This window comes from Xanthomonas citri pv. citri, assembly GCF_000961215.1.
In the GTDB taxonomy this organism is placed as follows: domain Bacteria; phylum Pseudomonadota; class Gammaproteobacteria; order Xanthomonadales; family Xanthomonadaceae; genus Xanthomonas; species Xanthomonas cissicola.
On the sequence record NZ_CP008998.1, the window covers coordinates 2,806,520 to 2,829,569 of the forward strand.

19 protein-coding genes, 1 tRNA gene, 5 pseudogenes and 1 other annotated feature are annotated in these 23,050 nt (G+C 58.9%); of the genes and pseudogenes, 14 read left to right on the forward strand and 11 right to left on the reverse strand.

Annotation, left to right across the window (positions count from 1 at the left end; translation table 11 throughout):
• Positions 1-120: 120 nt before the first annotated feature.
• The 5 genes from AMD14_RS12730 to AMD14_RS12755 all read left to right on the forward strand — a co-directional run bounded on the left by AMD14_RS12730 (position 121) and on the right by AMD14_RS12755 (position 5,505).
• Positions 121-522 carry an H-NS histone family protein gene (locus AMD14_RS12730; RefSeq protein WP_003485983.1) on the forward strand — a complete coding sequence of 134 codons (402 nt, stop codon included), beginning with the start codon at positions 121-123 and terminating at the stop codon, positions 520-522.
• Between the two features lie 92 nt (positions 523-614).
• Positions 615-690, forward strand: a tRNA-Ala gene (locus AMD14_RS12735).
• A 120-nt stretch (positions 691-810) separates the two neighbouring features.
• Positions 811-1,902 (forward strand): site-specific integrase, encoded by a 1,092-nt coding sequence (locus AMD14_RS12740; protein WP_015463304.1) that lies wholly within the window; start codon positions 811-813, stop codon positions 1,900-1,902.
• Positions 1,903-2,802: 900 nt separating this feature from the next.
• A complete protein-coding gene (locus AMD14_RS12750) occupies positions 2,803-4,974 on the forward strand; it encodes a DotA/TraY family protein (protein ID WP_011051569.1) in 2,172 nt (723 codons plus the stop codon).
• Positions 4,975-4,983: 9 nt separating this feature from the next.
• Positions 4,984-5,505, forward strand: coding sequence for a hypothetical protein (locus AMD14_RS12755; RefSeq protein WP_011051570.1), 522 nt, complete (start codon positions 4,984-4,986; stop codon positions 5,503-5,505).
• Positions 5,506-6,369: 864 nt separating this feature from the next.
• On the opposite strand, the gene AMD14_RS25050 is transcribed toward AMD14_RS12755, so the two are convergent.
• The 9 genes and pseudogenes from AMD14_RS25050 to AMD14_RS12800 all read right to left on the reverse strand — a co-directional run.
• A complete protein-coding gene (locus tag AMD14_RS25050) occupies positions 6,370-7,326 on the reverse strand; it encodes a hypothetical protein (protein WP_011051571.1) in 957 nt (318 codons plus the stop codon).
• Between the two features lie 66 nt (positions 7,327-7,392).
• Positions 7,393-8,532: pseudogene (locus AMD14_RS12765) on the reverse strand (IS5 family transposase); the annotation flags it as partial.
• A gap of 33 nt (positions 8,533-8,565) precedes the next feature.
• A protein-coding gene (locus AMD14_RS12770) for an IS3 family transposase (protein ID WP_223293126.1) occupies positions 8,566-9,653 on the reverse strand; the annotation gives its coding sequence in 2 pieces (ribosomal slippage) (positions 8,566-9,401 and positions 9,401-9,653; 1,089 coding nt in all).
• A 212-nt stretch (positions 9,654-9,865) separates the two neighbouring features.
• Complete coding sequence (locus AMD14_RS12780; RefSeq protein WP_223293127.1) at positions 9,866-10,120, reverse strand: hypothetical protein; 255 nt, start codon at positions 10,118-10,120, stop codon at positions 9,866-9,868.
• 68 nt (positions 10,121-10,188) lie between these two features.
• A complete protein-coding gene (locus AMD14_RS25495; RefSeq protein WP_011051575.1) occupies positions 10,189-10,323 on the reverse strand; it encodes a hypothetical protein in 135 nt (44 codons plus the stop codon).
• A complete protein-coding gene (locus AMD14_RS12785; RefSeq protein WP_015463310.1) occupies positions 10,316-10,630 on the reverse strand; it encodes a hypothetical protein in 315 nt (104 codons plus the stop codon). Before AMD14_RS12785 ends, AMD14_RS25495 begins: the two co-directional genes overlap by 8 nt.
• 2 nt (positions 10,631-10,632) lie before the next feature.
• The gene (locus AMD14_RS12790) at positions 10,633-10,923 is read right to left on the reverse strand and encodes a type II toxin-antitoxin system RelE/ParE family toxin (RefSeq protein WP_011051576.1); all 291 of its coding nucleotides are present in this window, start codon (positions 10,921-10,923) and stop codon (positions 10,633-10,635) included.
• Positions 10,911-11,189 (reverse strand): CopG family ribbon-helix-helix protein, encoded by a 279-nt coding sequence (locus AMD14_RS12795; protein WP_040259533.1) that lies wholly within the window; start codon positions 11,187-11,189, stop codon positions 10,911-10,913. Before AMD14_RS12795 ends, AMD14_RS12790 begins: the two co-directional genes overlap by 13 nt.
• 169 nt (positions 11,190-11,358) lie before the next feature.
• Positions 11,359-12,627 (reverse strand): annotated as a pseudogene (locus AMD14_RS12800) (Tn3 family transposase); the annotation flags it as partial.
• A gap of 48 nt (positions 12,628-12,675) precedes the next feature.
• Between AMD14_RS12800 and AMD14_RS12810 the strand changes: the two are divergent.
• The 8 genes and pseudogenes from AMD14_RS12810 to AMD14_RS12845 form a co-directional block, all read left to right on the forward strand.
• Positions 12,676-13,901, forward strand: a pseudogene (locus AMD14_RS12810) (IS3 family transposase).
• Positions 12,954-13,070: a sequence feature (AL1L pseudoknot), on the forward strand. Its footprint overlaps the pseudogene before it by 117 nt.
• 645 nt (positions 13,902-14,546) lie before the next feature.
• Positions 14,547-15,170 (forward strand): annotated as a pseudogene (locus AMD14_RS12815) (recombinase family protein); the annotation flags it as partial.
• 495 nt (positions 15,171-15,665) lie between these two features.
• Positions 15,666-17,774: an AAA family ATPase gene (locus AMD14_RS12820; RefSeq protein WP_011051581.1), complete on the forward strand. Its 2,109-nt coding sequence runs from the start codon at positions 15,666-15,668 to the stop codon at positions 17,772-17,774.
• A 50-nt stretch (positions 17,775-17,824) separates the two neighbouring features.
• Positions 17,825-18,013: a hypothetical protein gene (locus AMD14_RS12825; protein ID WP_011051582.1), complete on the forward strand. Its 189-nt coding sequence runs from the start codon at positions 17,825-17,827 to the stop codon at positions 18,011-18,013.
• Entirely contained in the window at positions 18,010-19,596 is a 1,587-nt protein-coding gene (locus AMD14_RS12830) for an Eco57I restriction-modification methylase domain-containing protein (RefSeq protein WP_011051583.1), read from the forward strand. Before AMD14_RS12825 ends, AMD14_RS12830 begins: the two co-directional genes overlap by 4 nt.
• Positions 19,593-20,510 (forward strand): XamI family restriction endonuclease, encoded by a 918-nt coding sequence (locus AMD14_RS12835; protein WP_011051584.1) that lies wholly within the window; start codon positions 19,593-19,595, stop codon positions 20,508-20,510. The genes AMD14_RS12830 and AMD14_RS12835 overlap by 4 nt, the downstream gene beginning before the upstream one ends.
• 8 nt (positions 20,511-20,518) lie before the next feature.
• The gene (locus AMD14_RS12840; RefSeq protein ID WP_015463316.1) at positions 20,519-20,848 is read left to right on the forward strand and encodes a hypothetical protein; all 330 of its coding nucleotides are present in this window, start codon (positions 20,519-20,521) and stop codon (positions 20,846-20,848) included.
• A 106-nt stretch (positions 20,849-20,954) separates the two neighbouring features.
• Positions 20,955-21,362: pseudogene (locus AMD14_RS12845) on the forward strand (plasmid pRiA4b ORF-3 family protein); the annotation flags it as partial.
• Between the two features lie 22 nt (positions 21,363-21,384).
• Here the strand turns inward: AMD14_RS12845 and AMD14_RS25695 are convergent.
• Positions 21,385-21,561 (reverse strand): LPD7 domain-containing protein, encoded by a 177-nt coding sequence (locus tag AMD14_RS25695; RefSeq protein ID WP_015463318.1) that lies wholly within the window; start codon positions 21,559-21,561, stop codon positions 21,385-21,387.
• A 192-nt stretch (positions 21,562-21,753) separates the two neighbouring features.
• Positions 21,754-21,885, reverse strand: a complete 132-nt coding sequence (locus AMD14_RS25500; protein ID WP_108722281.1) for a hypothetical protein — start codon at positions 21,883-21,885, stop codon at positions 21,754-21,756.
• Between the two features lie 629 nt (positions 21,886-22,514).
• On the opposite strand from AMD14_RS25500, the gene AMD14_RS12855 reads away from it, so the two are divergent.
• The gene (locus tag AMD14_RS12855; protein ID WP_015463320.1) at positions 22,515-22,775 is read left to right on the forward strand and encodes a hypothetical protein; all 261 of its coding nucleotides are present in this window, start codon (positions 22,515-22,517) and stop codon (positions 22,773-22,775) included.
• The last annotated feature ends 275 nt before the right edge of the window (positions 22,776-23,050 follow it).

Consider the following 23,050-nt stretch of genomic DNA (forward strand, 5'->3'; position numbering starts at 1 on the left):
AAAGGCCTGTTCACGCCATGTGCAAGCCCCTGCTCCATAACGGCCGTTCCCGGGCCACATGCCATAATGCCGCGCGCCCTTCGGGCGGCGTGTCCACTCTTATTCCGAGGCCATACCTCTGTGAGCAATACCTCTTCGAAACTGGATTCCATCGCGCAAGCCAAAGCCAAGCTGCTGGACGAACTGCAGAAGCTGGAAGAACAGGAGAAAACCGAGCGCGCCAGCGAGGCATCCTCTGCGCATGCCACCATCGTTTCGCTGCTCGAACAGTTCGCCGGCCACTTCAACACCAAGCAGCGCAACGACATCGCCGCTTACCTGGGCACCACTGCCGCGCGCAAGGAAGTGGTCAAGAGCGGCCGCAGCGAAGTGAAGCCCAAGTACGAGCTGCCGCACACCGGCGAAACCTGGTCCGGTCGTGGTCGCACGCCGAAGGCTTTCGCCGCCTGGGAAGGGTCGGTGTCGTACAAGGAATGGAAGGCCAAGAATCCTGACCTCAAGTTTCCGCTGGTTCGCGAGTAAGGCGAAAGCCCGCACGACGGTGCCGCTCCGCACCGTCGGCCGCCTCCTTCGCTTGGCGAACCGCGCGGCTTGTGGGTAGAATCGAAGCACGTGGGGCGGTAGCTCAGCTGGGAGAGCGTCGCGTTCGCATCGCGAAGGTCGAGGGTTCGATCCCCTTCCGCTCCACCAATAAAATCAGGGGCTTAGCCGATGACTAGGCCCTTTTTCTTTGGTAGATTCAATTTATTGCGCCAATTTTGCGCCACTCGGGCTGTCGAAGCCTTGGACGCAACACTTGAGGAGCAGTGAATGGCATCTATCACCCGTCGAGGCGATCTTCAGTGGCAGGCTCGCGTTCGGCGCAAGGGCTACCCCGTACAGATCAAGACGTTCAATACGCGCTCGGAAGCGGAAGCTTGGGCGCGTCAGGTCGAATCCGAAATTGATCGCGGCGTGTTCGTGAGCCGAACAGAGGCAGAGTCAACGACTCTTTGCGAGGCGCTTGATCGATACGAGCGCGAAATCGTCTCCTTGAAGAAGGGGAAGGCCCAAGAAGTTTCCCTGCTGAAGACGTGGAGGGCAACGCCGGTCGCGCAACGATCGATGGCGTCGGTACGCAGTTCGGACATAGCCAAATTGCGCGACGACTGGCTGAGGCAGACCAACCCGGCATTGAAGCCGGCGTCAGTGCTTCGACGCTTGGCCATCCTCTCCCACGTTTTCAGTATCGCCCGCAAGGAATGGGGGATGGAAAGTCTTTCCAATCCCCTCGAGCTCGTGCGCAAACCGCCCGCGAACAATGCTCGCACCCGGCGAGTCAGAGAAACCGAAGGTGACTCTCGGGACGACCGACGCGCGCCCGATGGCGAACTGAAGCGAGTCGTCTCGGCAAGCAGCTCCGACGTGTTGCCGACAATCATTTCCCTCGCGGTGGAGACTGCAATGCGCCGTGGCGAAATTGTTGATCTTCGGTGGGAACATGTAGATCTCAAACGCCACGTAGCCCACCTGCCCCACACCAAGAACGGGAGCTCGCGGGATGTACCACTTTCGCCCCGCGCCGTTGAAGCCCTCAAAGAGTGGCGAAAGGTCGTCGGCAAAAATCCGGGTGACGGGCGCGTTTTCTCAATTCGCGGAGATGCGGTGACGAGAGCGTTCGAGCGCGCGGTAGATCGAGCACGAAAAACCTACGAGCAAGAATGTAGGGATGCGGGTCGGACGCCGGATGCAAAATACTTAATCGACCTTCGCTTTCACGACCTGAGGCACGAAGCCACGTCCCGGCTGGCATCGATCTTTCCGATGCACGAGCTGGCCAAGATTACCGGCCATCGCGATCCGCGGATGCTAATGAGGTACTACCATCCCAGCGCAGAAGACTTGGCAAAGCGGCTTCGATAGTGATCCGGTGCATACGTACGGAATTACGTACATACGTATGTACGCAGCAAGTTGCGCAGCAATGATGCTTGACGCGTATGGAGGATCACTCTAAATTCTTCAATGCAATTCGCGACACTGACTTGCTGCCAGTGTCACGATGACGTTGGTGCCGCTGAGTCAAGTCAGTGAAGGGATAGCTCAGAAAGCGGCTACGCGACCCAAACGCGTAGGAAACCGATAAAGCGTTGCGATAAGCGCGACCTTGCATCGCCTCGTCGGTTCGGAAGTTCGCCAGCCACCCGCAAGGGGCCCTCACACGTGGGGAACGACACCCCACACGCGCTTTTGCTCGTCTGTGAGAGGTAGACGTGCGTCCCTTACCCGCCTCAGATCGCGGATCTCCGCGTGTCATATTCATCGAACAGCTTGCCGAGCTGATCGGCAAGACCCCAGCCACTATTCGCACCTTCGTTTCGAAGGATCGGTATCGGCACCTCATTCCCGAGCCGTTCAAGATGCCACACAGCCGCAGGCTGTGCTGGTACGAACACGAGGTTGTTGCTTGGATTGAACAAAACCGTCGGGGGCTGCAATGACACAGGTTCCCAAACCAAAATTGGCGGCTGATCAGCTTTCCACGAAGAGAACGGTTCTCTTCTGGCTGCTCTTCTCAGTCGTGGGGCTCGTATATGGATGGCCGTTCGCGGCGCCTTCCGTGCTATCAATCCTGCAATACAGAACGACCTGGGCTTTGTTCACGGCGACGATGCTCGTGTGCGCGATGGCCGTCGACGGGCACCTTTGGATGTTGCGAAACCCTGGGAAAACGCAAGCGGACTACTATCGCCGCAAACACTGGTGGCTCCATGCCCTTGACTGGGAATTTCGGTCCGGCAAGGCAAAGAGGGAGGGCCAACAATGAAGTACTCGAAAGTCCTAAGCGGACTATGCGTTGTCATGACCTGGGCCATATCGCTTCCTGCATTCGGGGAAGGCACGACGCTGGGGGAGATCAGTCAAGCAGCCCAGCGCTCCGGCGACAAGTCGCGCCAGGCGCTCGTCGCGATGTACGGAAACGTCGTCAACAATCCCCTTGCGACCGGTAGCGCAGGTGGGGGCGACACGATCTTGGCCAGCCTGTTCCAGGTTACGAACGGCGCACTGCTGGTCATCGGAGCGATCTTCACCTGCTACATGATGTTCCTGAAGGTATCGCAGACAGCGCACGACGGGGCCGTATTCGATCGCGCAAAAAACACGATGTGGGGGCCGATTCGGATCGTTTGGGGCCTTGCGTCCCTCGTGCCGACCGCGAATGGCTGGTCACTCTCGCAGTTACTGATGCTGTGGGCTGCGTCTGTGATGGGCGTGGGTGTGGCAAACATGGGCGTCGATGTCGCTGTCTCGGCGTTTAACGACGGCAAGGCAATGGTGTTACAGCCGGTCATGCCGAGCACCAATGAACTGGCCCACAAGATATTCGAGATGGAGCTTTGCCGTCATGGAATCAACGCGGGCTTGGCCACAGCCTCTAGCGAGGGCGGGTTGGTTGACGAAAGCGGATACGTGCAGACGCAATCGACAGATACCGGCTTCATGCTCGCCAACAAAAGCTTTGTATGCGGCGGTGCCAACGTCGACCCGAATCTCGAATCGCAACCGAGCTCGACGAGATGGTTCTCGAACACGATTGATGTTGCCGAAGTCCGCAAGGCTCACCTCCAAGCGCTCTCAGGCATGGAAAAATCGCTGAGTACGGCGGCGATCGAGTTCGTCAATGCTGTCACGGTGCGGAGCACCGACGGCAGCACAACGATCCCTGACGCAGAAGTAGCGATCCAGGCAGCAGCGCAGCAGTACGAAAACACCGTCAATTCGATCGCCGCTACGAAGCGGGGGAACATTGAGGAGCTGTCCGGTCAACTCAGCTCATCCATCAAGGAAGGCGGATGGTGGACGCTCGGCGAGTGGTATCAGACCTTCGCCGCAGCCAACACGAGGCTTTCTGATGCGGTAGCTGGCAAGGCAACGACATTCGGGCCGTCGATCGCCGGTGACGCTGCCATGAAGAGCGTCTACCAGACGGCGTTGACTGCATATCAGGCACAACAGGGGCGAGCAACGACGACGCACGCTACCCCTCTCGGTACGAAGCAACAGAATGACGGCGGTAACATCATCGCGAAGCTGTTCAGCTCGCCAGGACAAGCACTAACGGAGGCGATCACCAACATCAACGACGGCGGCGAATCGCGCGGCCAAATCAACCCGCTGATCAAGATGAAAAACCTGGGCGACCATCTCACTGGTGTAGCCGAAATCGGTCTTGCAGGATACCTCACAGCCAAGGGGCTCGAGGCGACCAGCGAAAGTTTCAGCATCGCCGGCTTGGCATCACGGGTGGCCGACGCCAGTGGCGCGCTCAGCTTCGTCCGAGGTGCATTGGACGGGGCGGGACCGATCATCATGATGATCATCATCGCCGCCTTGCTACTCGGCCTCGGGCTGTCGACCTATCTACCGATGGTGCCATTCGTTGTGTGGTTCGGTGCGGCCGTGAACTGGCTCGTCGTTGTCGGAGAGGGCGTGATCGCAGCCCCGTTATGGGCGATCACGCATCTCGGCGGAGAGGGCGACGGCCTCGGCCACAAAACCGCCCACGGCTACATCTTCCTCTTGGAGATGATGGTGCGTCCTGTGCTCATGGTGCTCGGTTTCTTCCTGGGAGGCGTGGGAGTCATCGCAGGCGGAACGTTGCTGAACGAGGGGTTCGACATTGCCCTTGCAAACGCTCAGTTCGACTCGCTGACCGGCATCGGTTCGATTCTGGCCTATTGCACGATTTACTTCTCTATGTGTCTCAACCTTGTGCATAGCTGCTTCAACCTGATCTTCCTGGTACCGGACAAGGTGATCAACTGGGTCGGAGGTCACTCGCCAGCTATGATCGGCACTGACCACAGCGATCGGACCAAAGCTGCGGTCAATACCCTGCTGGCAAAATTCGATATTCGCCCGTCAGGTGGCAATGGCAGGCGCCCGCTGGGCGGGACGAATCCTTCGTCCAACTCCGATGGCATCAAGGAATAGGAGAATGCAATGCGATTGCTGAGACTTGCATCCGAGCTGTTCTATATTGCGACGTCCTTGCTGGCCGCGCTCCCCGCATTCGTGTATTCGGCGTGGGGCGGGAAATTCCTGCACTCAGGCGCGGCCCTTGCGGCAATGGTTGCATCTATCGCGTGGGTGGCGGGCGGTGCTCTATTGCTATCGAAATGGCGCCGATCGCGCAACCGCGACATGCGCAGGCTAATCGCCTCGATCGCACCGAGCTTCCGGCCGCAGGTCGAGGTTGCCGACTATCTCAGCACGCGGTATGTCGGCATTGATGCCGTGATGGGCAAAGCCGTGGTCATTGACAGGGAGAAGAACGTCGCAAAGTACGAGCCGATCGCTTACATCCAAAGCGCCGAGGTGAGCGACGCTGGAGACTCGATTCACTCCGCATTCACGTTCAACTTCCGGGACTTCTCCAATCCTTCAATGGAGATTCGCGTCAACAGGCTTCAAGCTGAAGATGCCGGCGCTCGCATTCGCTATGCTTTGGAAAATGCTACGTAGCAGCCGGCGAAGCCGACCAACCGGGTCTGTCGGCCCGGTCTTGCGCCAAATACGAAGCAGTGTCGAATCTCGCGCGGCGCGACGACCTCCCATGCAGGCGGCGAACGTTGCCCCCTAAGCTGTCGTTGGCTGGCAATAGTGCAGTGGCAGCGAAGGCAGGAACGGACTGCGGTAAATTGTCGAACAGACTGGCTCTCGTGACCAGCCATACTTGAGTGGGGGCACTGTCGTCGAGTTCGACCCCCGCCGCCGCCCTAGCGTGGTTCCCCGCCCTGCTCCGCCGGCGGCGCAGAGCCAGCTCCGGGCTACGTCGGTTGCTGCAAGGGTTGCGCGTCACGTTGGCCGCGCTACTTCCGGCCTGGTATTCGCCCTCGCGCCAGCTCAGGATGTAGTGATTGATCGGGTTCGCGCTGCGCGGGGCATCCAGCGCCAATGCGATCATCTCGCCTTGCTGGCCGGCGTGATCGTCGCAAAGGAACCCGCGCGCACCGGTGTACGCGACCTTTCATCCGGGTTCGTCTTCTCTGGATCGCGGATGTAGTCGGTCAGGTCGCGAACGTGTTTCGCTTTCGACTTCACGCGGTCCGGCCACCTTGTGTGTTGCTTCACGTCGCTCGTTGATGGTCGCCGCTATCGACTCTCGGCATTCCGTCCGAACCAACCGGCCGGGCGATGCTACACGCCGAAGGATGGGGGCATTGATTTTTCACGCCCAGGGTTAGACGGGCAGACGTTTCAGATAACGATCGGCAGGACGACAAAAGGAAGCGCCACATGGCTCGCGGCGGAATTCGATGAATAGTCGCACAAGGCACGCAGTAACGCGTGGACTGCTGCGAGACGTAGAGAAACCCGACAGACGCTTTACACTTTGGTCAGGGGAATACCACGACACACTCGATGTTGCCAACAAAAAGGAAAAACGGAATGCATCCTGTCATCGCAAAGACCTTCGGCGGCCTGTCTGGCCAATACTATGTTCGTCAGTTCCTCTTCGGCCTGATCTTCCCGGCGCTTATCCTGTTCGCGCTGAGTCACGGCACCACGCCCCATCCGGTAGCGTTCAGCACCTATGCCCTGCTCGCCGTGAACACGCTGCTCTACCCGTACTCCCGCTTCGTCTATGAGAGCATCGTCGGCTACATCATGGGCGGCAACGTCTTCTTCGTGAACGCCATCCTCATGCTGTCCGTGAAATTGATGACGATGGCGATCTGCTGGTCCTTCGCGATATTCATTGCGCCGATCGGCTTGCTGTATCTGTACGTTCATCACAGCCGACGCTCCGCAAGCTGAAACGCAAAGCATCGGTGAAGTACGATCAGCGTCATCCTTTTTTCTGAGTCCCACCCTTCGCGCTGGCCGGCGGAACGTCCCCGGCCGGCGGCGGCGTAAGACGCGCCAATAGTGCTGCATTCTGAGCCTGCACCGCCTCCAATTGGCCAGCCAGTTTGGCCGCGTTTTCGCGAGCATCTGCGGTTGCTTTAAGCGCCTCATCGCGCTCTGCCGGTGCGCCTCGGTCGCGGCGGCCTTGCGCTGTTCCTGCTGTGCTTGCTCGGCAGCTTCGGCCTTGGCCTGCGCCTTCACTAGCTCGGCGCAGGCGGCGTCGCGCTCGGCCAGCGTGGTGGCGTGTTCCTGGGCCGCAGCCTTGGCCACCTGCTCGGCGACCTCAGCCTTGGCCTTCACGGTCGCCAGATCGGCGCGTGCTTGGTCGCGCTCAGCTAGCGCGACAGCCTGCGCCTGGTGTGCGGCCTGCACATCGACTAGCTTCGATTGCAGCACTTCGGCTTCAGCCTTGGTCTCGTCCAGCTTGCTTTCCAAGTCCTCGACCGTCTGCGAGGCGTCGGCAAGCTCGCGCTCTGACTAGTCGCCCCTGAAAAACTACTCTCAAGCACCAAATGCCATGTTTGCGAGCCACGGGGGGCTTGAGGACGTTGAGGAACGCGCCCGCACCACCTGCAACCAGGCACGCAAAAATGCGATCCAGCGCAGCAGCCACCGCAGGTTGTAGCCGGCGGCGCAGCCGAGCACGTGCAGTGCATCGCCTTGGGCGCCGTTGAGATGGCAGCGATTCAAGCGGCAGTCCTGTTTCAGATGTCCGATCACCGGCTCTACCGCTTGCCTTCGTTTGATCCAGCGCCATTGCCGTCGCGTCAGCGTTCTGGCTTTGCCCCGATGCAGGATCTGCACACCCTCCACCTCGCGCCCGCGATACCCCAAGTCCACGATGGCCATCTGCGGGATCACATTCACATCCTGGAGCAGCCCGCGCGCCTGTTCCAATTGCTCGGCCAACGTGTCGCCGTCGTAGGGATTGCCGGGAAAACTGCGCGCGCCCACGATCAAGCCCTTGCGCGCACTCACCGCAATGCCGACCTTGACGCCGAATTCGTACGGGTTCCTCGCCTTGCCCTTGCTGATGCATTCCACTTCCGGCGCGTGCAACGCGTAGAGTTTTTGGTTGTCCTTGGGACGCTGTGTCAACAACCGGTGTGCGCGCTCCAACCAGACACCGATGCGCTCACGCACCGACGATTCCCGCTGGGCCAGCTTGCGTTGCAGATCGCGTAATACGCGTCCCAGGATCGTGCGTTGGCGTCGCAGCACCTTGCGCATGCGCTTGAACTGGCGCGCATGCGCATAGCGCCCGGACTTGCGGCTCAACGCCGGACCTTGCCGCGCATAGGTCTGTCGCAGTGCGATGCCGTGTCGCTTGGCCAGCAGCACCAGCTTCTTGCGGGCCACCTCCAGCAGCCGGTTGTCGGTGGGATGGGCGATCGCTTTTTCTTGCACGGTGGTGTCCACGATCACTCGCGACAACTCGCGCGCATCCACTGCTTTGACCGCATGTGCGGTGTTGATGGTGTGCGCCAACAGCTCTTCCATCCCGGCTTCGCCCAGGCGCTGTCGCCACCGTGTCAGGGAGCTGGGATCGCACGGCAAGCAGGTCTGGAACACCACCTCGCCGGTGAAAAACTGCCAGTACGGATTTTCCAGCCAACGTTCGCACACCGCTTCATCGGGTAATCCCCCCGCTTTTAGCGTTCGCCAAAAGTGGAGCTACGCGGCCATCGCCAATTTCATTGCTGGGGTGATACCGCCGAGCGCCATGTTGGGGCGCTCATGGTTGTACGTCCATAGCCAGCGCGTGGCCTTGTCCTGAACCTGCTCGATGGTGTCGAACAATGTTGTGGCCAGCCAGGCGTAGCGGACGGTGCGGTTGTAACGTTCGACGTAGGCATTTTGCTGCGGTTTGCCCGGCTGGATGTGCTCGATCCGAATGCCGCGCTGCTGTGCCCAAGCTAGCAGCGCGCCGCTGATGTACTCCGGGCCGTTGTCGCAGCGAATGGCGTTTGGCTTGCCGCGCCAGTCGATGATCTGATCCAACGAGCGGATCACCCGGGCCGATGGCAGCGACAGGTCGACCTCGATGCCCAGACCCTCGCGATTGAAGTCGTCGAGCACGTTAAATAACCGGAAGCTGCGACCATCGGCCAACTGGTCGTGCATGAAATCCATCGACCAGACCTGGTTGATCGCCTCCGGTACCGACAACGGCTCTGGCCGCTCACGTACCAGTCGTTTCTTTGGCTTGATCCGCAGGTTCAACTCCAGCTCCCGGTAGATGCGGTACACCCGCTTGTGGTTCCAGCCGAAGCCCTTCACGTTACGCAGGTGCAAAAAGCATAGGCCGAACCCCCAATCACGATAGGTCGTGGTCAACCGGACAAGCCAATCGGCAATCTGGACGTTCTCCTCGCTGGCCTTGGCTTGATAGCGGTAGCAGGTCTGGCTGACCTCAAACGCCTGGCAGGCGTGCCGGATGCTCATCGCCTTGTTCGCCACCGCCCATCGGGCCATCTCCCGGCGTTGAGATGGCCTCACCATTTTTTTGCCATCGCCTCACGAAGTACTTCGGCAGTCATTTGCGATTCGGCGTACATCTTCTTCAGGCGCCGGTTCTCGTCCTGCAGCTCCTTGAGCTGGGACATCAGCGACGCATCCATGCCGCCGAACTTGCTGCGCCACTTATAAAACGTTGCCGAGCTGATGCCGTGTTCTCGGCACAACTCCGGCACTGACGCGCCGGCCTCGGCCTGCTTGAGGACGGCGATGATCTGGCTGTCGGTGAAACGGGATGTCTTCATGGAACCTCCTCAGAAAAGGGTACGAGAAAATTCCACTTCTGGCGTCAGCTAACCTGTGGGGGGATTACCTCCGCCCGCCAGAAGCGATCCATGGGAATCGGCAGGGCCGACATATGCATTCCTCCATGTATAGCTGCGATCGATATGCCGTTCACCCGCTACCGGGATCGACGTCCCCACGGCGGCCTCAGTGGACGGCGGCCGGGCAAGCTTCAGGTCATATAAGGCTCACCAATCGACCGCAAATGGGTGATCGCCCGCGTGTTGTTGCGGATCGACGTCGATGGGAAACCACCATTCGCCTCCAATTCGTCGGCGTGTTCGATCGAGAAGCCCATATCGTTCAGGGCTGCTTTATCGCCCTTCGCCAGCGCTTTGTTGGCCGCACGCATGAGGGCATTCGCCCATTGAAGGCGAGCGATCTCGAGCCGGATTGCATCCGAGCTGATACGATGTTTAGTTGCCATGTCATCACCTCTATCCAGGTGGTGTAGTGGAAGTCCTGCCCGCGTGTTCCAGCACACGGGCGGGGCGCCTAGAGTAGATCAGTAGACCGTGAGGCCTTCTGATCCGACTGCTGCTCGCCGAGTTCGGCGAGAATATCGGGCCGCAATTCGAGCTCGCCGGTATAGACCAGCGGTGTGCCGCAGCGGACGTAGTTGTCATTCATTGCCTTTTCCGATCCGGGCGAGCAGTTCGGCTCGCTGTCTGGCATGGCTTTTCCGCGCTTCATCGTCAGATATCCATTTCGTATTCGGATAGTGGGCTTCCTCCAACCCCTCTCGAACCTGCTCCCGAAACCATCGATCATGCGCCGCCGTCTCGGCTAGCAATCGCAAAGTCGGCTCATCCCGAACCGTGACCTGCTCGAGCACCAGACAGTAAGCCTGCAGGGGCGACAGCCCCTGCTCGGCCAAGACCGCCGCTGCGTCGTCGTAGAGCACTTCGATCCGCGCTTTGGCCTCGTCATCTGTCATGATCAGTACCCCGCTTCCTTCTGGTGTCGCACGGCCAAAATCGTGACGGTATCGCCAGCGTGGCGGTACCGAGCCACATAGCCACTATCCCCAAAATCGATAAGCCACTCCCGATACTGTTCAGGCAGATCTTCTATGAGCCGCCCCATTCGAGGGTGGGCACCGAGAGCCTGGACGCCGCGCCTAATCGCTTCACCGGCCCGCCTCGCGGCATCGGGACTCTTCGGCTTCAGGAATTCGCGCAGCCGTTGCATGTCCCCGATCGCCGCCGGCGCAAAGATTACTTGTGGCATTCTGGCGGAGGCAGTTCGTCGTCTGTTCCCCAGCTCGCGAGCCACTTGTCCACTTCCTCAGCGGTCACGCGCAGGCCCGTCGCCTGAAATTCATCCCATGCCTTGAGCGTGTCCCGGTTCAACGCCTCACGCTTTTCCTCGCGCTCGACGTACTGCTCAATGGCTTCGCGCATGATCCAATGCGGGGTACGCCGGCGCGCCTCGGCCAAGTGCTGAACCCGCCCTTTCAATTCATCATCAAGCTTGATGGAAGTTGCCGTAACCATGACACGGCCTCCGTAGCAAAAGGTAATCCCTGAGACTACTATAGACCGAAACGCTGACTCCGTCCATGGCACCCCAATATTCAACGCGACGGACTGCCCCTTCGGGGTTTACCGGGACGATGGAGCGTTTGGGGGATGTAAGCCGGAACCCCAGAAAATTCCGTCCCCCTCACCCCAATTCCAACCCCGCCACGAGCGCATCCAGATCGATCAAGTTGCCGTTACTTTGGAAGGTGTAATGCCCGTTCAGCAGAATATGCCGCCATGCCGCTGGCGACATCTGCGTAATCAGCAGCACGGCTTTGGCGTTGCCGCTGGCCTCATACTTCGTCAACAGCCGCGACAGGATCGCCGAGTTGTAGTAAATGATGGCGTTGGCCATCAGCCGTGCGCATTGGTTGCTGATTTCGATTTCGATGTCGGTGTGCCCGGTCAGCTCCTTCTTGCCGCCGACCTGGGCGATGGTCGAGCGTAGCTGGTGGTAGGACTCAATGCGATTCTGCGAGCGGTGCACGCTGCGTTCCCGTTGCGGGTCGCGCAGGTAGCGCAATGTGTAGATGCTGCGCACCAGCTTATCGAACTCGAAGATGGCGCGCCGTGTCGGGTTCGGCGCGGTGTACGTGCATAGCTTGCGGATCAGCGTGCCCTGAGTCATTTCCTTCAGGCCCAGCGTGGCGACGATCCGGTCGATGTTGCTCTTCTCGCTGACGATGAGTTGCCGATCGATTTGGCCGACCGGTCGGATCAAGCACGTCTCGTACAACGCCGGTTCGTCGGCGCAGTACAGATCCTGCAATTGGGCGTCCAAATCGGTGAAGCGCGGCTCGAAGCGCAGTCCGAACCAGTGCAGGATGGCGAAGTTGGCCTTGTTGACGCTGTGCATATCGCCAGTAATCGCCGTTGGCACGATATCTGACGTGTTGCGATACCAGATGTCGAATACGTGATGGGCCTCGTAGTCGTGCGCGCCGATCAGGTAGCCGTTGAGCGGCACGTGGTTGCACAGCAGCGTGTAGGCGACCACGCCTTTCCCGCGCCCGAAGTATTTACGCGAGTAACGCGCTTTCACGGTCGGCCGCTCGACGCCGAATTTCTGGCCATCGACTGCACCGTACAGCGCGCCTAGGTCGAACGAGTAATGCGGGAAGATCGGCAGCACGGCGATGGCGTTGCTGATGCAGTCGTTGGCCGCGTGCAGCGATGCTTGCCGTAGGTATTGCTGGTAGGTGCTCTCCAGCACGTGGTACGGGATGTCGCTGGTACGCGCCATGACCAGATTGCCGTGGTTCATTGCCTGGGCAATGATGACTGCCATCAGGCTGTCAGCGTCGGCCACCTTCTTCGCATAGCGTGGTTGTAACGGAGTGAGCGCCGACAAGAATTGACACTGACCGTTGACATAGCGGAACACGTCGGCCACGTCGCAAAATGGCAGTTGTGAATCGCCCCGGTTTTAGAGGAGGCTCCTTCGTTTGAGAATGGAGCTATGAGGAAGTCCCCGAAGTTTTCCCCGGAAGTTGTAGAGCGCTCGGTGCGCATGGTCTTGGAATCGCAGGGCCAGTACGAATCGCAATGGGCAGCCATCGAGTCCATTGCATCCAAGATCGGCTGCACGAGCGAAACGCTGCGGCGCTGGGTTCGCTAGGCAGAGACGGACCAGGGCCTGCGCCCGGGAGCGACCACAGCCGAGCAACAGCGCATCAAGGAGCTAGAGCGCGAGGTCCGCGAACTGCGCCAGACCAACGAGATCCTGAAGCTGGCCAGCGCGTATTTCGCCAAGGCGGAACTCGACCGCCACCACAAGAAGTGATGGGCTTCATCGACGCACAACGCGAGCACTTCGGGGTCGAGTCGATCTGCAAAGCCTTGCAGGTTGCCCCGTCGGGCTATTGGCGCCGTGCTGCACGCCGCAGCAACCCGGCGTTGCTGCCGGCTAGGGCCAAGGGCGATGCCGAACTGGTGCCGCAGATCGAGCGCGTGTGGACCAGCAACCTGCAGGTCTACGGCTACCGCAAGGTCTGGCGACAGATGCTGCGCGAAGGCACGGCCGTTGCGCGCTGCACGGTCGAGCGGCTGATGCGGCTCAAGGGTTTGCAGGGCGCGCGACGCGGCAAGAAGATCCTAACCACGGTGCCGGATGCCAAGGCGCCGTGTCCGCTGGATCGGGTGAACCGGCAGTTCAAGGCCGACAAGCCGAACCAGTTGTGGGTCAGTGACTTCACCTACGTCTCGACCTGGCAGGGCATGGTCTACGTGGCCTTCGTCGTGGACGTGTACGCGCGGTTCATCGTGGGTTGGCGGGTCAGCCGTTCCATGCGAACGGATTTTGTGCTCGACGCGCTGGAGCAGGCGCTGTACGCGCGCAAGCCCGAGCGCGATGGCGCCTTGATCCATCACTCGGACCGCGGCTTGCAATACGTCAGCATCCGCTACAGCGAGCGGCTGGCCGAAGCGGGCATCGAGCCCTCGGTAGGCAGCAAGGGTGACAGCTATGACAACGCCCTGGCCGAGACCATCAACGGCTTGTATAAGACCGAACTGATCCACCGCCGGGCGCCCTGGAAGAGCAAGGAAGCCGTTGAACTCGCCACGCTCGAATGGGTCTCGTGGTTCAACCATCACCGGTTGATGGAGTCCCTCGGCTACATCCCGCCGGCCGAAGCCGAGGCTAACTACCATTGGCAACTCGCAGGTCAGGCCATGTCGGTCTGACTCACACCAACTGGCCTCCACGAAAGCCGGGGCGATTCAAAAGCGCTTATGTCCGTCTAGACATGGACGAGCAAATTGCGCGCTCGGCTGCTACAAAGCTGATAGACGTCTTGGTCAACACAAAGTGAGCAGACAGCAAAAAGCCCGCGTTAGCAGGCTTTTTGTTAACAGCATCGTAGTGCGGGCCGGAGTCTCTTAACCCCACTCTGGGTGGGACCTTCTTTAGAAGGTGGCCAGCTCCCCCTATACACCGGGTCGGGAGAGCCTGTAACTGCTCAAGGGCAGTGACGCTATCTTGGCCACTCCTGACGCTCCCGTCAACTACAAATGACGCAAACATCAACAAGCGATTCAGGCTCCAGGCTAGCTAGTATCAAGGTAGGTGAGATGCATGCCGCCATAAGCGCATGCCCCCCCCCTACGGAGAACGCCTCACCCGCAGACACGCGGCTTCAGGGCCGAGGACAACGCTCCCGCCGCCGGCAGGGAGCCGCCCTCCCCTGCAAACCCGCTTTTGATGGCGCTGTGAATGGTCCATTTAGGCTGGCCCATTTCAGCTGGTCCGTTTAAGTCCATAAAAATATTGGGCCACCCGCAAATTTGATGGTACGTTTAGGTATGCTCAAAGGAGCCGGCATGAGCAGGATGAAGCCCGCAACCGCACCAATGGTGGCACGGGTCTATCTGCGCGTTAGCACGGACGCGCAAGACTTGGAACGCCAGGAAGGGATCATCACGGCCACGAAGGCCGCCGGGTACTACGTCGCCGGCATCTACCGCGAGAAGGCATCCGGCGCACGCGCCGACCGGCCCGAGCTTCTGCGCATGGTGGCTGACCTGCAACCGGGCGAAGTGGTCATCGCCGAGAAGATCGACCGCATCAGCCGTTTGCCACTGCCCGAGGCCGAGCGCCTGGTGGCCTCGATCCGAGCAAAGGGCGCACGCCTGGCCGTCCCTGGCGTTGTCGATTTGTCCGACCTGGCGGCCGAGGCCCAGGGCGTTGCCAAGATCGTCCTGGAATCTGTCCAGGACATGCTTTTGAAGCTGGCCCTGCAGATGGCCCGCGACGACTACGAGGACAGGCGCGAGCGGCAGCGCCAGGGCATCTATCTGGCGAAGAAGGCTGGCCGCTATAAGGGCCGACGGGCTGATCCGAAGTTGCGCGCCCAGGTCATCGCGTTGCGCTGCATAGGCCGCAGCATCGCGGATACGGCGAAACTGGCCGGGTGCAGCATGGCCCAGGTCAAAAGGATATGGGCCACCCGTGATGTAAGCCAAGCCGAGGCGGCCAGGCACGGCGCTTTCGTGGAGGACGCTTTGAGCGAACCGGATGCTAGAGCGGCGACCGACGTGGAGCAGGGTGCTGCCGAGCTTCCTGAGCCTGCATTCGTGGATGATGAGGGCCCAATGGCCCCTCCGGCTCATGTGTCCACTGTGCGTCTGCGCGACGTGCTGGCGAGCCTCACTGACGCCGAACTCGCGGCCTTGCCCGGTCGAGTGTCAAAGGAGGAGATAGAGCGTCGTCGACACCGTGTGGGAGCACAAAGAGAAAGCGCCCCCGCGCTTTTCCGCTAGCTGGGACGTGGTGATAGGTGAGGTCTCGCAGGATGTCGGCATTTCTGATACTAACGTCTTGAGTCCAAGTGTAAGCACGTTAATATCTGTTTGAACGCTTCCTATGGTCGCTCTGCCAGACTCTTCCGACGGTTGAGTCTTGAGCAAATCAGTGTGCTTGTTTTTATCAATGCTAAGGAGAGAGGGGTTATGGCTGTGTATTCGGTTCAAATAAAAAACTGCAACAGTATCGAGAGCGCAGACGTCTCTATCTCCAAAGGGACGTTGAATATAAAGTATGGCCCCAACGGGCTAGGCAAGAGTTCAATAGCAAAGGCGATTCTTGCATCCGTGGCTGGTGACGGCTCTCTCCAAAGGTTAAAACCTTTTAAGTATCGTGCACTCGATGGGCAGAATGAGCCATCGGTGACGGGCGTGCAGGATATCAATTCGATTTTGGTTTTCGACGACTCCTATGTTTCCCAGTTCGTTTTTCAGAGGGACGAGGTTCTCAAAAACAGCTTTGAGATATTCATCAAGACAGATGCTTTCCTATCGGCCATGCAGGAGATTGAGGCCCTCTTTATAGGGATTAAGTCGGCATTCGATGATAATGAAGATTTAAGTGGGGCCATATCCGACCTGAAAGAGCTTCGCGATGCATTCGGGGTTACGAAGGCTGGGGCGCTTTCAAAGTCGAGTAAGGGCTATAAAGCTTTTGGGTCTGGAAACAAGATTGAGAATATCCCGGAACATCTTAAGCCATTTGAAAATTTCATCAAAAGTGATCAGCCTGCAACTTGGATAGCTTGGCAGGCAAAGGGGAATTCATTTTTGGAGTTGTCAGATAACTGCCCCTATTGCTCCTCCGATTTTCAGAATTCAGATAGAAAGACTGTGGCGCAATCTGTCGCAAAGGAGTATGACTCGAAGGCTGTCGAGCATTTGAGTGCACTTCAGGCAATCATTAGAAGACTAGGCAAGTATTTTGAGCCGGAGTGTCAAGAGAGCTTGGAAAAGATTACAAAATCCAAGATTGAGCTTTCACCAGAGGAAACGAATTTTCTCAGTGCCCTTAGAGGTGACGTTGAAACACTCCTTGCCAAACTCGAAGGGTTACGCTCGATATCTTTCTTTGCGCTTCGTGATGTCGAGAAGATCGAAGATGAAATCGGTAAGCTGAAAATCGACCTCGGCCTCCTTGCGAAACTTAATTCGGCGGATACCAAATCGGTTGTTGATCCCATAAATGCAAGGCTCCAGGAGTTGGGTGAAAAGGTTGGGGAGCTAAAGGGGAAGGTCAATAAACATAAGAAGCAGATCGAGAAATCTGTTGCCGACAATCAAGATGGAATCAATGGTTTCCTGAGGTCGGCCGGTTATAAGTACAGTGTTGTTATTAAGCCTGAGGCTGACTCTTATAAAATGAAGTTGGTCCATCAGGATTTTAATGAGCATATCGAAACGGCTGCTCAGCATCTGAGCTATGGCGAAAAGAATGCCTTTGCTCTTATTCTTTTCATGCACCAGGTTCTGCGGGAAAGGCCGTGCTTGGCAATTTTGGATGACCCTGTTTCTAGTTTTGATAAGACCAAGAAATTTGCAATTTTAAATGAGCTGTTTAGAGGTAAGGCAAGTCTCCGTGATACAACAGTTCTCATGCTGACTCACGATATTGAGCCTGCTACCGATGTTATCCGTGGTGTTAAAAGATTATTCCAGCACCCTAAGCCAACGGCATATTTTCTAGCATCCAAGGCGGGAGTTGTTTCCGAGGTTGAAATTAAAGAAGACGATATTCAGACGTTCGCTCAAATATGCGGTGAAAATATTCGCGGCTTGGCGGATGAGGTTATTAAGTGTATATATTTGAGGCGGCATTTTGAGATCATTAATGATCTCGGCATGGAGTACAATTATTTGGCAAATCTCTTGCATGCGAGAGATGTGCCTATTTTGAAATCCACCTCCGGCGAGGCTCCTATGAGTGCTCAAGAGATCGCTCAAGCCGAAGCTGGGATCAAGAAATTAATTCCTGGATTCGATTACTCTGCGGTACTCGCGGTCATTAAAGATAAGGCGGAGATGAAGCGTCGATTTACGGGCGCTACAGCCGGGTACGATAAGATCCAGCTATTCCGAATTTTCAAAGAAGTGCACGCTTCGCCAGGCGGGGATCAAGACAGCATCCTTCAGAAATTCGTGAATGAGTCCTTTCATATCGAAAATGAATATGTGATGCAGCTAAATCCGCACAAGTTTGACAATGTGCCGGAATATGTTGTCCTGGAGTGTGATCGGGTCATTTCGACAAGCTGACCCCAGCACAGTGGATACACAATGTGTATCCACTGTGCTATCCTATGCCTATGTCACTCAAAGACTCTGGGATGCGCATCAGGGTGGAGAAAGAGCTGCGCGAGGCGTTCGTGCAGGCTTGCCGTGCCCAAGATCGACACGCCTCTGACGTGCTGCGCGACTTCATGCGCACCTTCACGGAGAAGCAGTTGCAAGGCCAGGCTGACCTGTTCGCCGGTTCCAAGGGAAAACAGAAATGAACGTGCAGACAGAACAAGAGCTAGTAGCCTTCTGCCTTGCCCTCATCGGAGGACATGGCGGCCTGTCTGCGGCCGAGCGCAAGCTCGTAAAGACCGCGCCGGCATCGGCGCTCAAGCTTCGGGACATCGAGGCGATCCGCAAGGCGATCTCGCGCGGCACCGACCCGCTCGGCGAAGCCTTTTCGTCGATTCGCTCTGCGGCTGAGCGTCGTGCGGTAGGTGCCGTCTACACGCCTGCGCCAATCGTCCGCTCGATGATGACTTGGCTGGCCAGCCAAGGAACGCCGGCCCGCATCGTCGATCCTGGGGCGGGGTCGGGTCGCTTCATCCTGGCCGCGGGCCTTGCCTTTCCTGACGCGCAGCTCGTGGCTGTGGAGATGGACCCCCTGGCCGCGCTGATGCTGCGCGCGAACCTGAGCGCTCGCGGCTGGACCGATCGGGCGACCGTGCTGGTCAAGGACTATCGGGAGGTCAAGCTGCCGCGCTGCGCCGGCATGACGGCCTTCATCGGCAATCCGCCCTACGTGCGACATCACGACATCGCCGAGGACTGGAAAGCCTGGTATGCCTCGAACTTCGCCGACTTCGGCATCAAGGCGAGTGCGCTGGCCGGCCTGCATCTGCACTTCTTCCTGCAAACGCGCTTGCTCGCCAAGGCGGGCGACGTGGGTGCATTCATCACCTCGGCCGAGTGGATGGATGTGAACTACGGTTCGGCGCTGCGCCGGCTGCTGCTCGACGAGCTGGGCGGGATCGCCCTGCACGTGCTTGAGCCAACCGTCGAAGCCTTCCCCGGCACGGCGACAACGGCGGCGATCACCTGCTTCCGCGTCGGCGAGACGGCCGAGCCGGTTCGAGTGCGCGCCGTCGACGAGCTGGAACGCCTCAACGGCTTGACCAAGGGAACCGACATCCCGCGCGAACGGCTGCATGCCGCGCCGCGCTGGTCGATCATCGTCCGCCCGTCCGAGCCAGCAGCGGCTGGCGACATCGAGCTTGGGGAGCTGTTCCGTGTGCATCGCGGCCAGGTCACAGGCGCAAACGACATCTGGATCGCTGGTGAGCATGCGAACGGCTTGCCCGATCGCGTCAAGCTGCCGGCCGTCACTAAAGCCAAAGACTTGATACAGGCCGGTGCGCATCTGCACTCGGCCGAGGTTCTGCGCCGTGTCATCGACCTGCCGGCCGAGCTGGACGACTTCACCAAGGAAGAGCGGAGACGCATCAGCGCTTTCCTGTCCTGGGCGAAGATCAATGGCGCGGATCAGAGCTATATCGCACAGCACCGCAAAGCTTGGTGGTCCGTGGGCCTCAAAGCCCCGGCCCCGATCCTGTGCACCTACATGGCCCGCCGGCCGCCTCAGTTCACGCTCAACGCATGCGACGCGCGACACATCAACGTCGCGCACGGCCTCTACCCTCGCCAGCCGCTGGCCGATGGAGTGATGGCCCGCCTGGTGACGTGGCTCAACAAGAACATCAACACCGGGAGCGGCAGAACCTATGCCGGCGGCTTGACCAAGTTTGAGCCCAAGGAGATCGAGCGCCTGCGCATCCCAAGCCTGGAAACACTTCTTGCATGACAAGCGCACCGCCTCGATGGACCACTGCCGAACTGGCTGAAGACGCCGCAACCTCCGCCGCGCAGTTCCGGACCGAGCGCCTGGCCGTCACTGACTCCTGGGCAACCCACTACAACCAGGCGCGCGGTAAGTTCGAGTTGCTGTTCAAGAAGCTGAGCGACCTCAACCCTGGTGCGATCACCGATGACAACCTGGCCGAAGCCTACGGCCTGGGACTCGGCGAAGCGCTGCGCTACCTGGCCGGCCCGCCGATCTCCGATGACGATCTTCAAGTCATCGCCGATGTCGAGTCGATCGCCCCGGGCGTCTTGAAGAAAAACTCCGAGGCGCTGCGTAAGGTGTTCGAGGTCATCGAACGCGTGATTGATCCGCATCGGTTCCCGTGGATGGAGGCCGGCGGCGCACCGACCGATCAGCAACGCGAAGCGGCCTTGTTGGCTTCGTCGGTGCTCCTGGCCGCGCAGCGCATCGCCACCGAGCGACGCAACGAGGGCAAGGAGAACCAAGAGACGACGGTGAAGGACTACCTTCGCAGCCTGGGCTTCACCGAGGCCCCGGCCGTGGCGATCAACACGATCGTCAAAGGGCCGCAGGCCATGCAGTTCTGCGCTGAATGCCAGCTCGGTGAGCGTAAGGCCGATGTTGTCGTGCGCTTGCACGACACGCGCCTCATGGCGATCGAGTGCAAGGTGTCGAACAGCGCAACCAACAGCGTCAAGCGTCTGAACAACGACGCGGCCGTCAAGGCCGAGTACTGGATCAAACAGTTCGGCACTGCGCAGGTCGTGCCGGCCGCTGCGCTGGCCGGCGTCTTCAAGGTGCTGAACCTTGAACAGGCACAGGCGCGCGGCCTCTCCCTTTTCTGGTCGCATGATCTCGACAAGCTTGGTGCGTTCATCGACTCCACGAAGTGAGGCAAAGCATGCAGCTTGGAAGAGTCCCTCAGCACGATATTTCCCTTGGCGCCCACCAACGTGTGGACGGGCAGAAGTTCAAGCTGACGGCACGACTGTTCGAGTTGCCTGCGGAATACGACTACTGGCAAGCGACCTATGATGCGGAGCATGACCAGTGGGGCCACATGCGTTTTGTTCTCACGGTCCCCAAGAAGATCGCCGTAACCGTGGATTTTGCCCGCGCCATCGTCGTAGGAGATGCACTTGACCAGGTGAAGTCATGCCTCAATACCGCGACGGACAACGGGCGAGACATGGCCCCGTGCTTCGCCTTAGATGGCTGGGTGTTGATCTAAGCGACCTGCAAAGTTATGAGAAATGGCATTTTTCATGGCATCCATGCTGAGCTATTTTGCAAGTCATTGATTTAATTGGTTTTTTCACGCAAAACACAATCGAGTGGGCGTCATGGGCTGGGAACTAATGCACCTATTCTCATACCAGGACGGGCGCGGCTACGGTAGTCAGATCAGTAGCGAGTTGCGGTTGCGCGATGTATGCCGCGTCGGTGACGCGCTTACCTACACCTACGACTTTAGCGACAACTGGCAGCACCGGGTGACAGTCGAGAAGACAATGGCAAGGCCGACGGGAACCTACCCGCGCGTGATTGCCGGCAAATATGCCTGCCCACCGGAAGATTGTGGCGGGCCGTGGGGTTATGGGGACATGCTCAGGGTACTCGCTGGTCACCGCAACGCCCGCCGACGCGAACTCGTCGAGTGGCTAGGCGGACCGTTCAATCCCAAGACGTTCGATATGGATGAAGCCAGGGAGCGCCTGGCTGAGTACGTCGCGGCGTCTGGGTGACGGAATTTTCTGGGGTTCCGGCTTACATCCCCGTTTGCTTCGCTGCTGCCGCTGCTTTGGCACGCCGCAACGCTCGTTGCTCGGCGTCTCGAAGCCGGGCGTCAATTCCATGTTCCACCATAAGGGCGATCGCGCGTCGCTTGAATTGTTCGCTGCCGGTAAGCTCGAACGCGCCCCCGTAGCTGGCCGATAGCCGCACTATCGCTGGTGGCCGCCTGTTGCTCCACCCATTCGCGATATGACAGCCTACGATTCGTCGTATCAGCGTACAGTGCCTGACACTTCTTTGCGGATCTCGCGCCGCAGTCGATCGCGCTCCCGCAGCGTCTCGGATACGACGACGCTGTACAGCACGTTCCGGGCGGCGGCGTCCGTGCCGGTCTCTTGGATTTCACGGCGCTTCCGCCGAGCGGCTTCGTGGAAAGCCGCCGAGCCTGCGAAGCTCATTGAGAATGTGTGTTTCGATCTTGGTGCGCGTGCGGCGGCCAAGCGCGGCTGCGAGCACAAATTGCCCGACGCTCATACCGCAATCACGTGCCCTTTCGCAGACCAAAGCCTCCTCGTCCTCATAGCACCGTATCGGCGGAAGCATGCCCGTCCTTCGTCACTGTTCGCTCGTACTCACTGTTACGCCAATCTCTCTCGAATTCGGGGTCTCGGGGCGAAGCCCTGAGCAGGGACGGTAGGCTGCGCGTAGGGAGTGAAATGACTGGTGCGCTGCCGGTTGCTAGGACGCCATTTATGGCGGTATAGCAAACCCTACCCTGTCCCCGAAGTTACGCTGTGGTTGTTGGAAGTTTGAAGGTAGCTTGCGTGGACGATTTTTTTCAATCGAAATCGAAGGATGCAAAGAGGAGCTCTGAATAGTTCAAAGCAACTCCTTTCGGCGCACTACTCGTCGGCTGGGAGTGTGTTGTTTCTCCCAGACATGTGCCAATCGATAAGACATTTTTCGTTCATCAAAACGGCACTCTCTCACTGCTCACGGGCTGCATGTAAAGTGCGCAGCCTTAGGAGCAAGCAACGCCGATCGATGGACGATGGGAAGACAAGCGTGACGACGATGGAAGCTCACTCGGCAAGGTCGGCAGATTGTGAAACAAAGTCGATCGTGACAGGCTTTATGAATCGACGAGGACGAGAGGCGATGTGATGACCTGGACGGATGATCAACTGGCGGACTACGAGACGGCACTCGAGACGATCGGCAACGCGATCGCGGTCGCATCGCGCGACATTAGCAAAGAACGGGAAAAGTCACGGCCGGACGTGCGTCGAATTGACGAATTGCTTGAGCTGCAAAAGCGGCTCAGCGACGAGCGCCGGAGCTTGCGTATCGACGATGATGCGGCCGTTCAAGAAGCCATCGAGACTTACGGTCAAATTGTGCGTTCGGGCGAGCTCGTCAGGTAGCTTCCTGGGTGGAGACAAGGTGAGCAGAGCCGTCGATGCTGCCGCTTTTATTGCCGATCGTACGTATCGATAGCTGGGAAAGCGGAATGTGGGCAAAGGCCCGAAGGGGCGGTGCGCGCAGCGCATTGTCCACATGTAGCGAATAGGCCGGTGGACCCTGTGGGCAAAGGCGTCGAACTGTGGGCAACCGCTTGCGGTTGTCCACGGGCCGTCGCTGGTGCGCGAAGCGCATTGTCCACAAGTCCACGGGCACCAACTACCAGAAGAAGTTACAG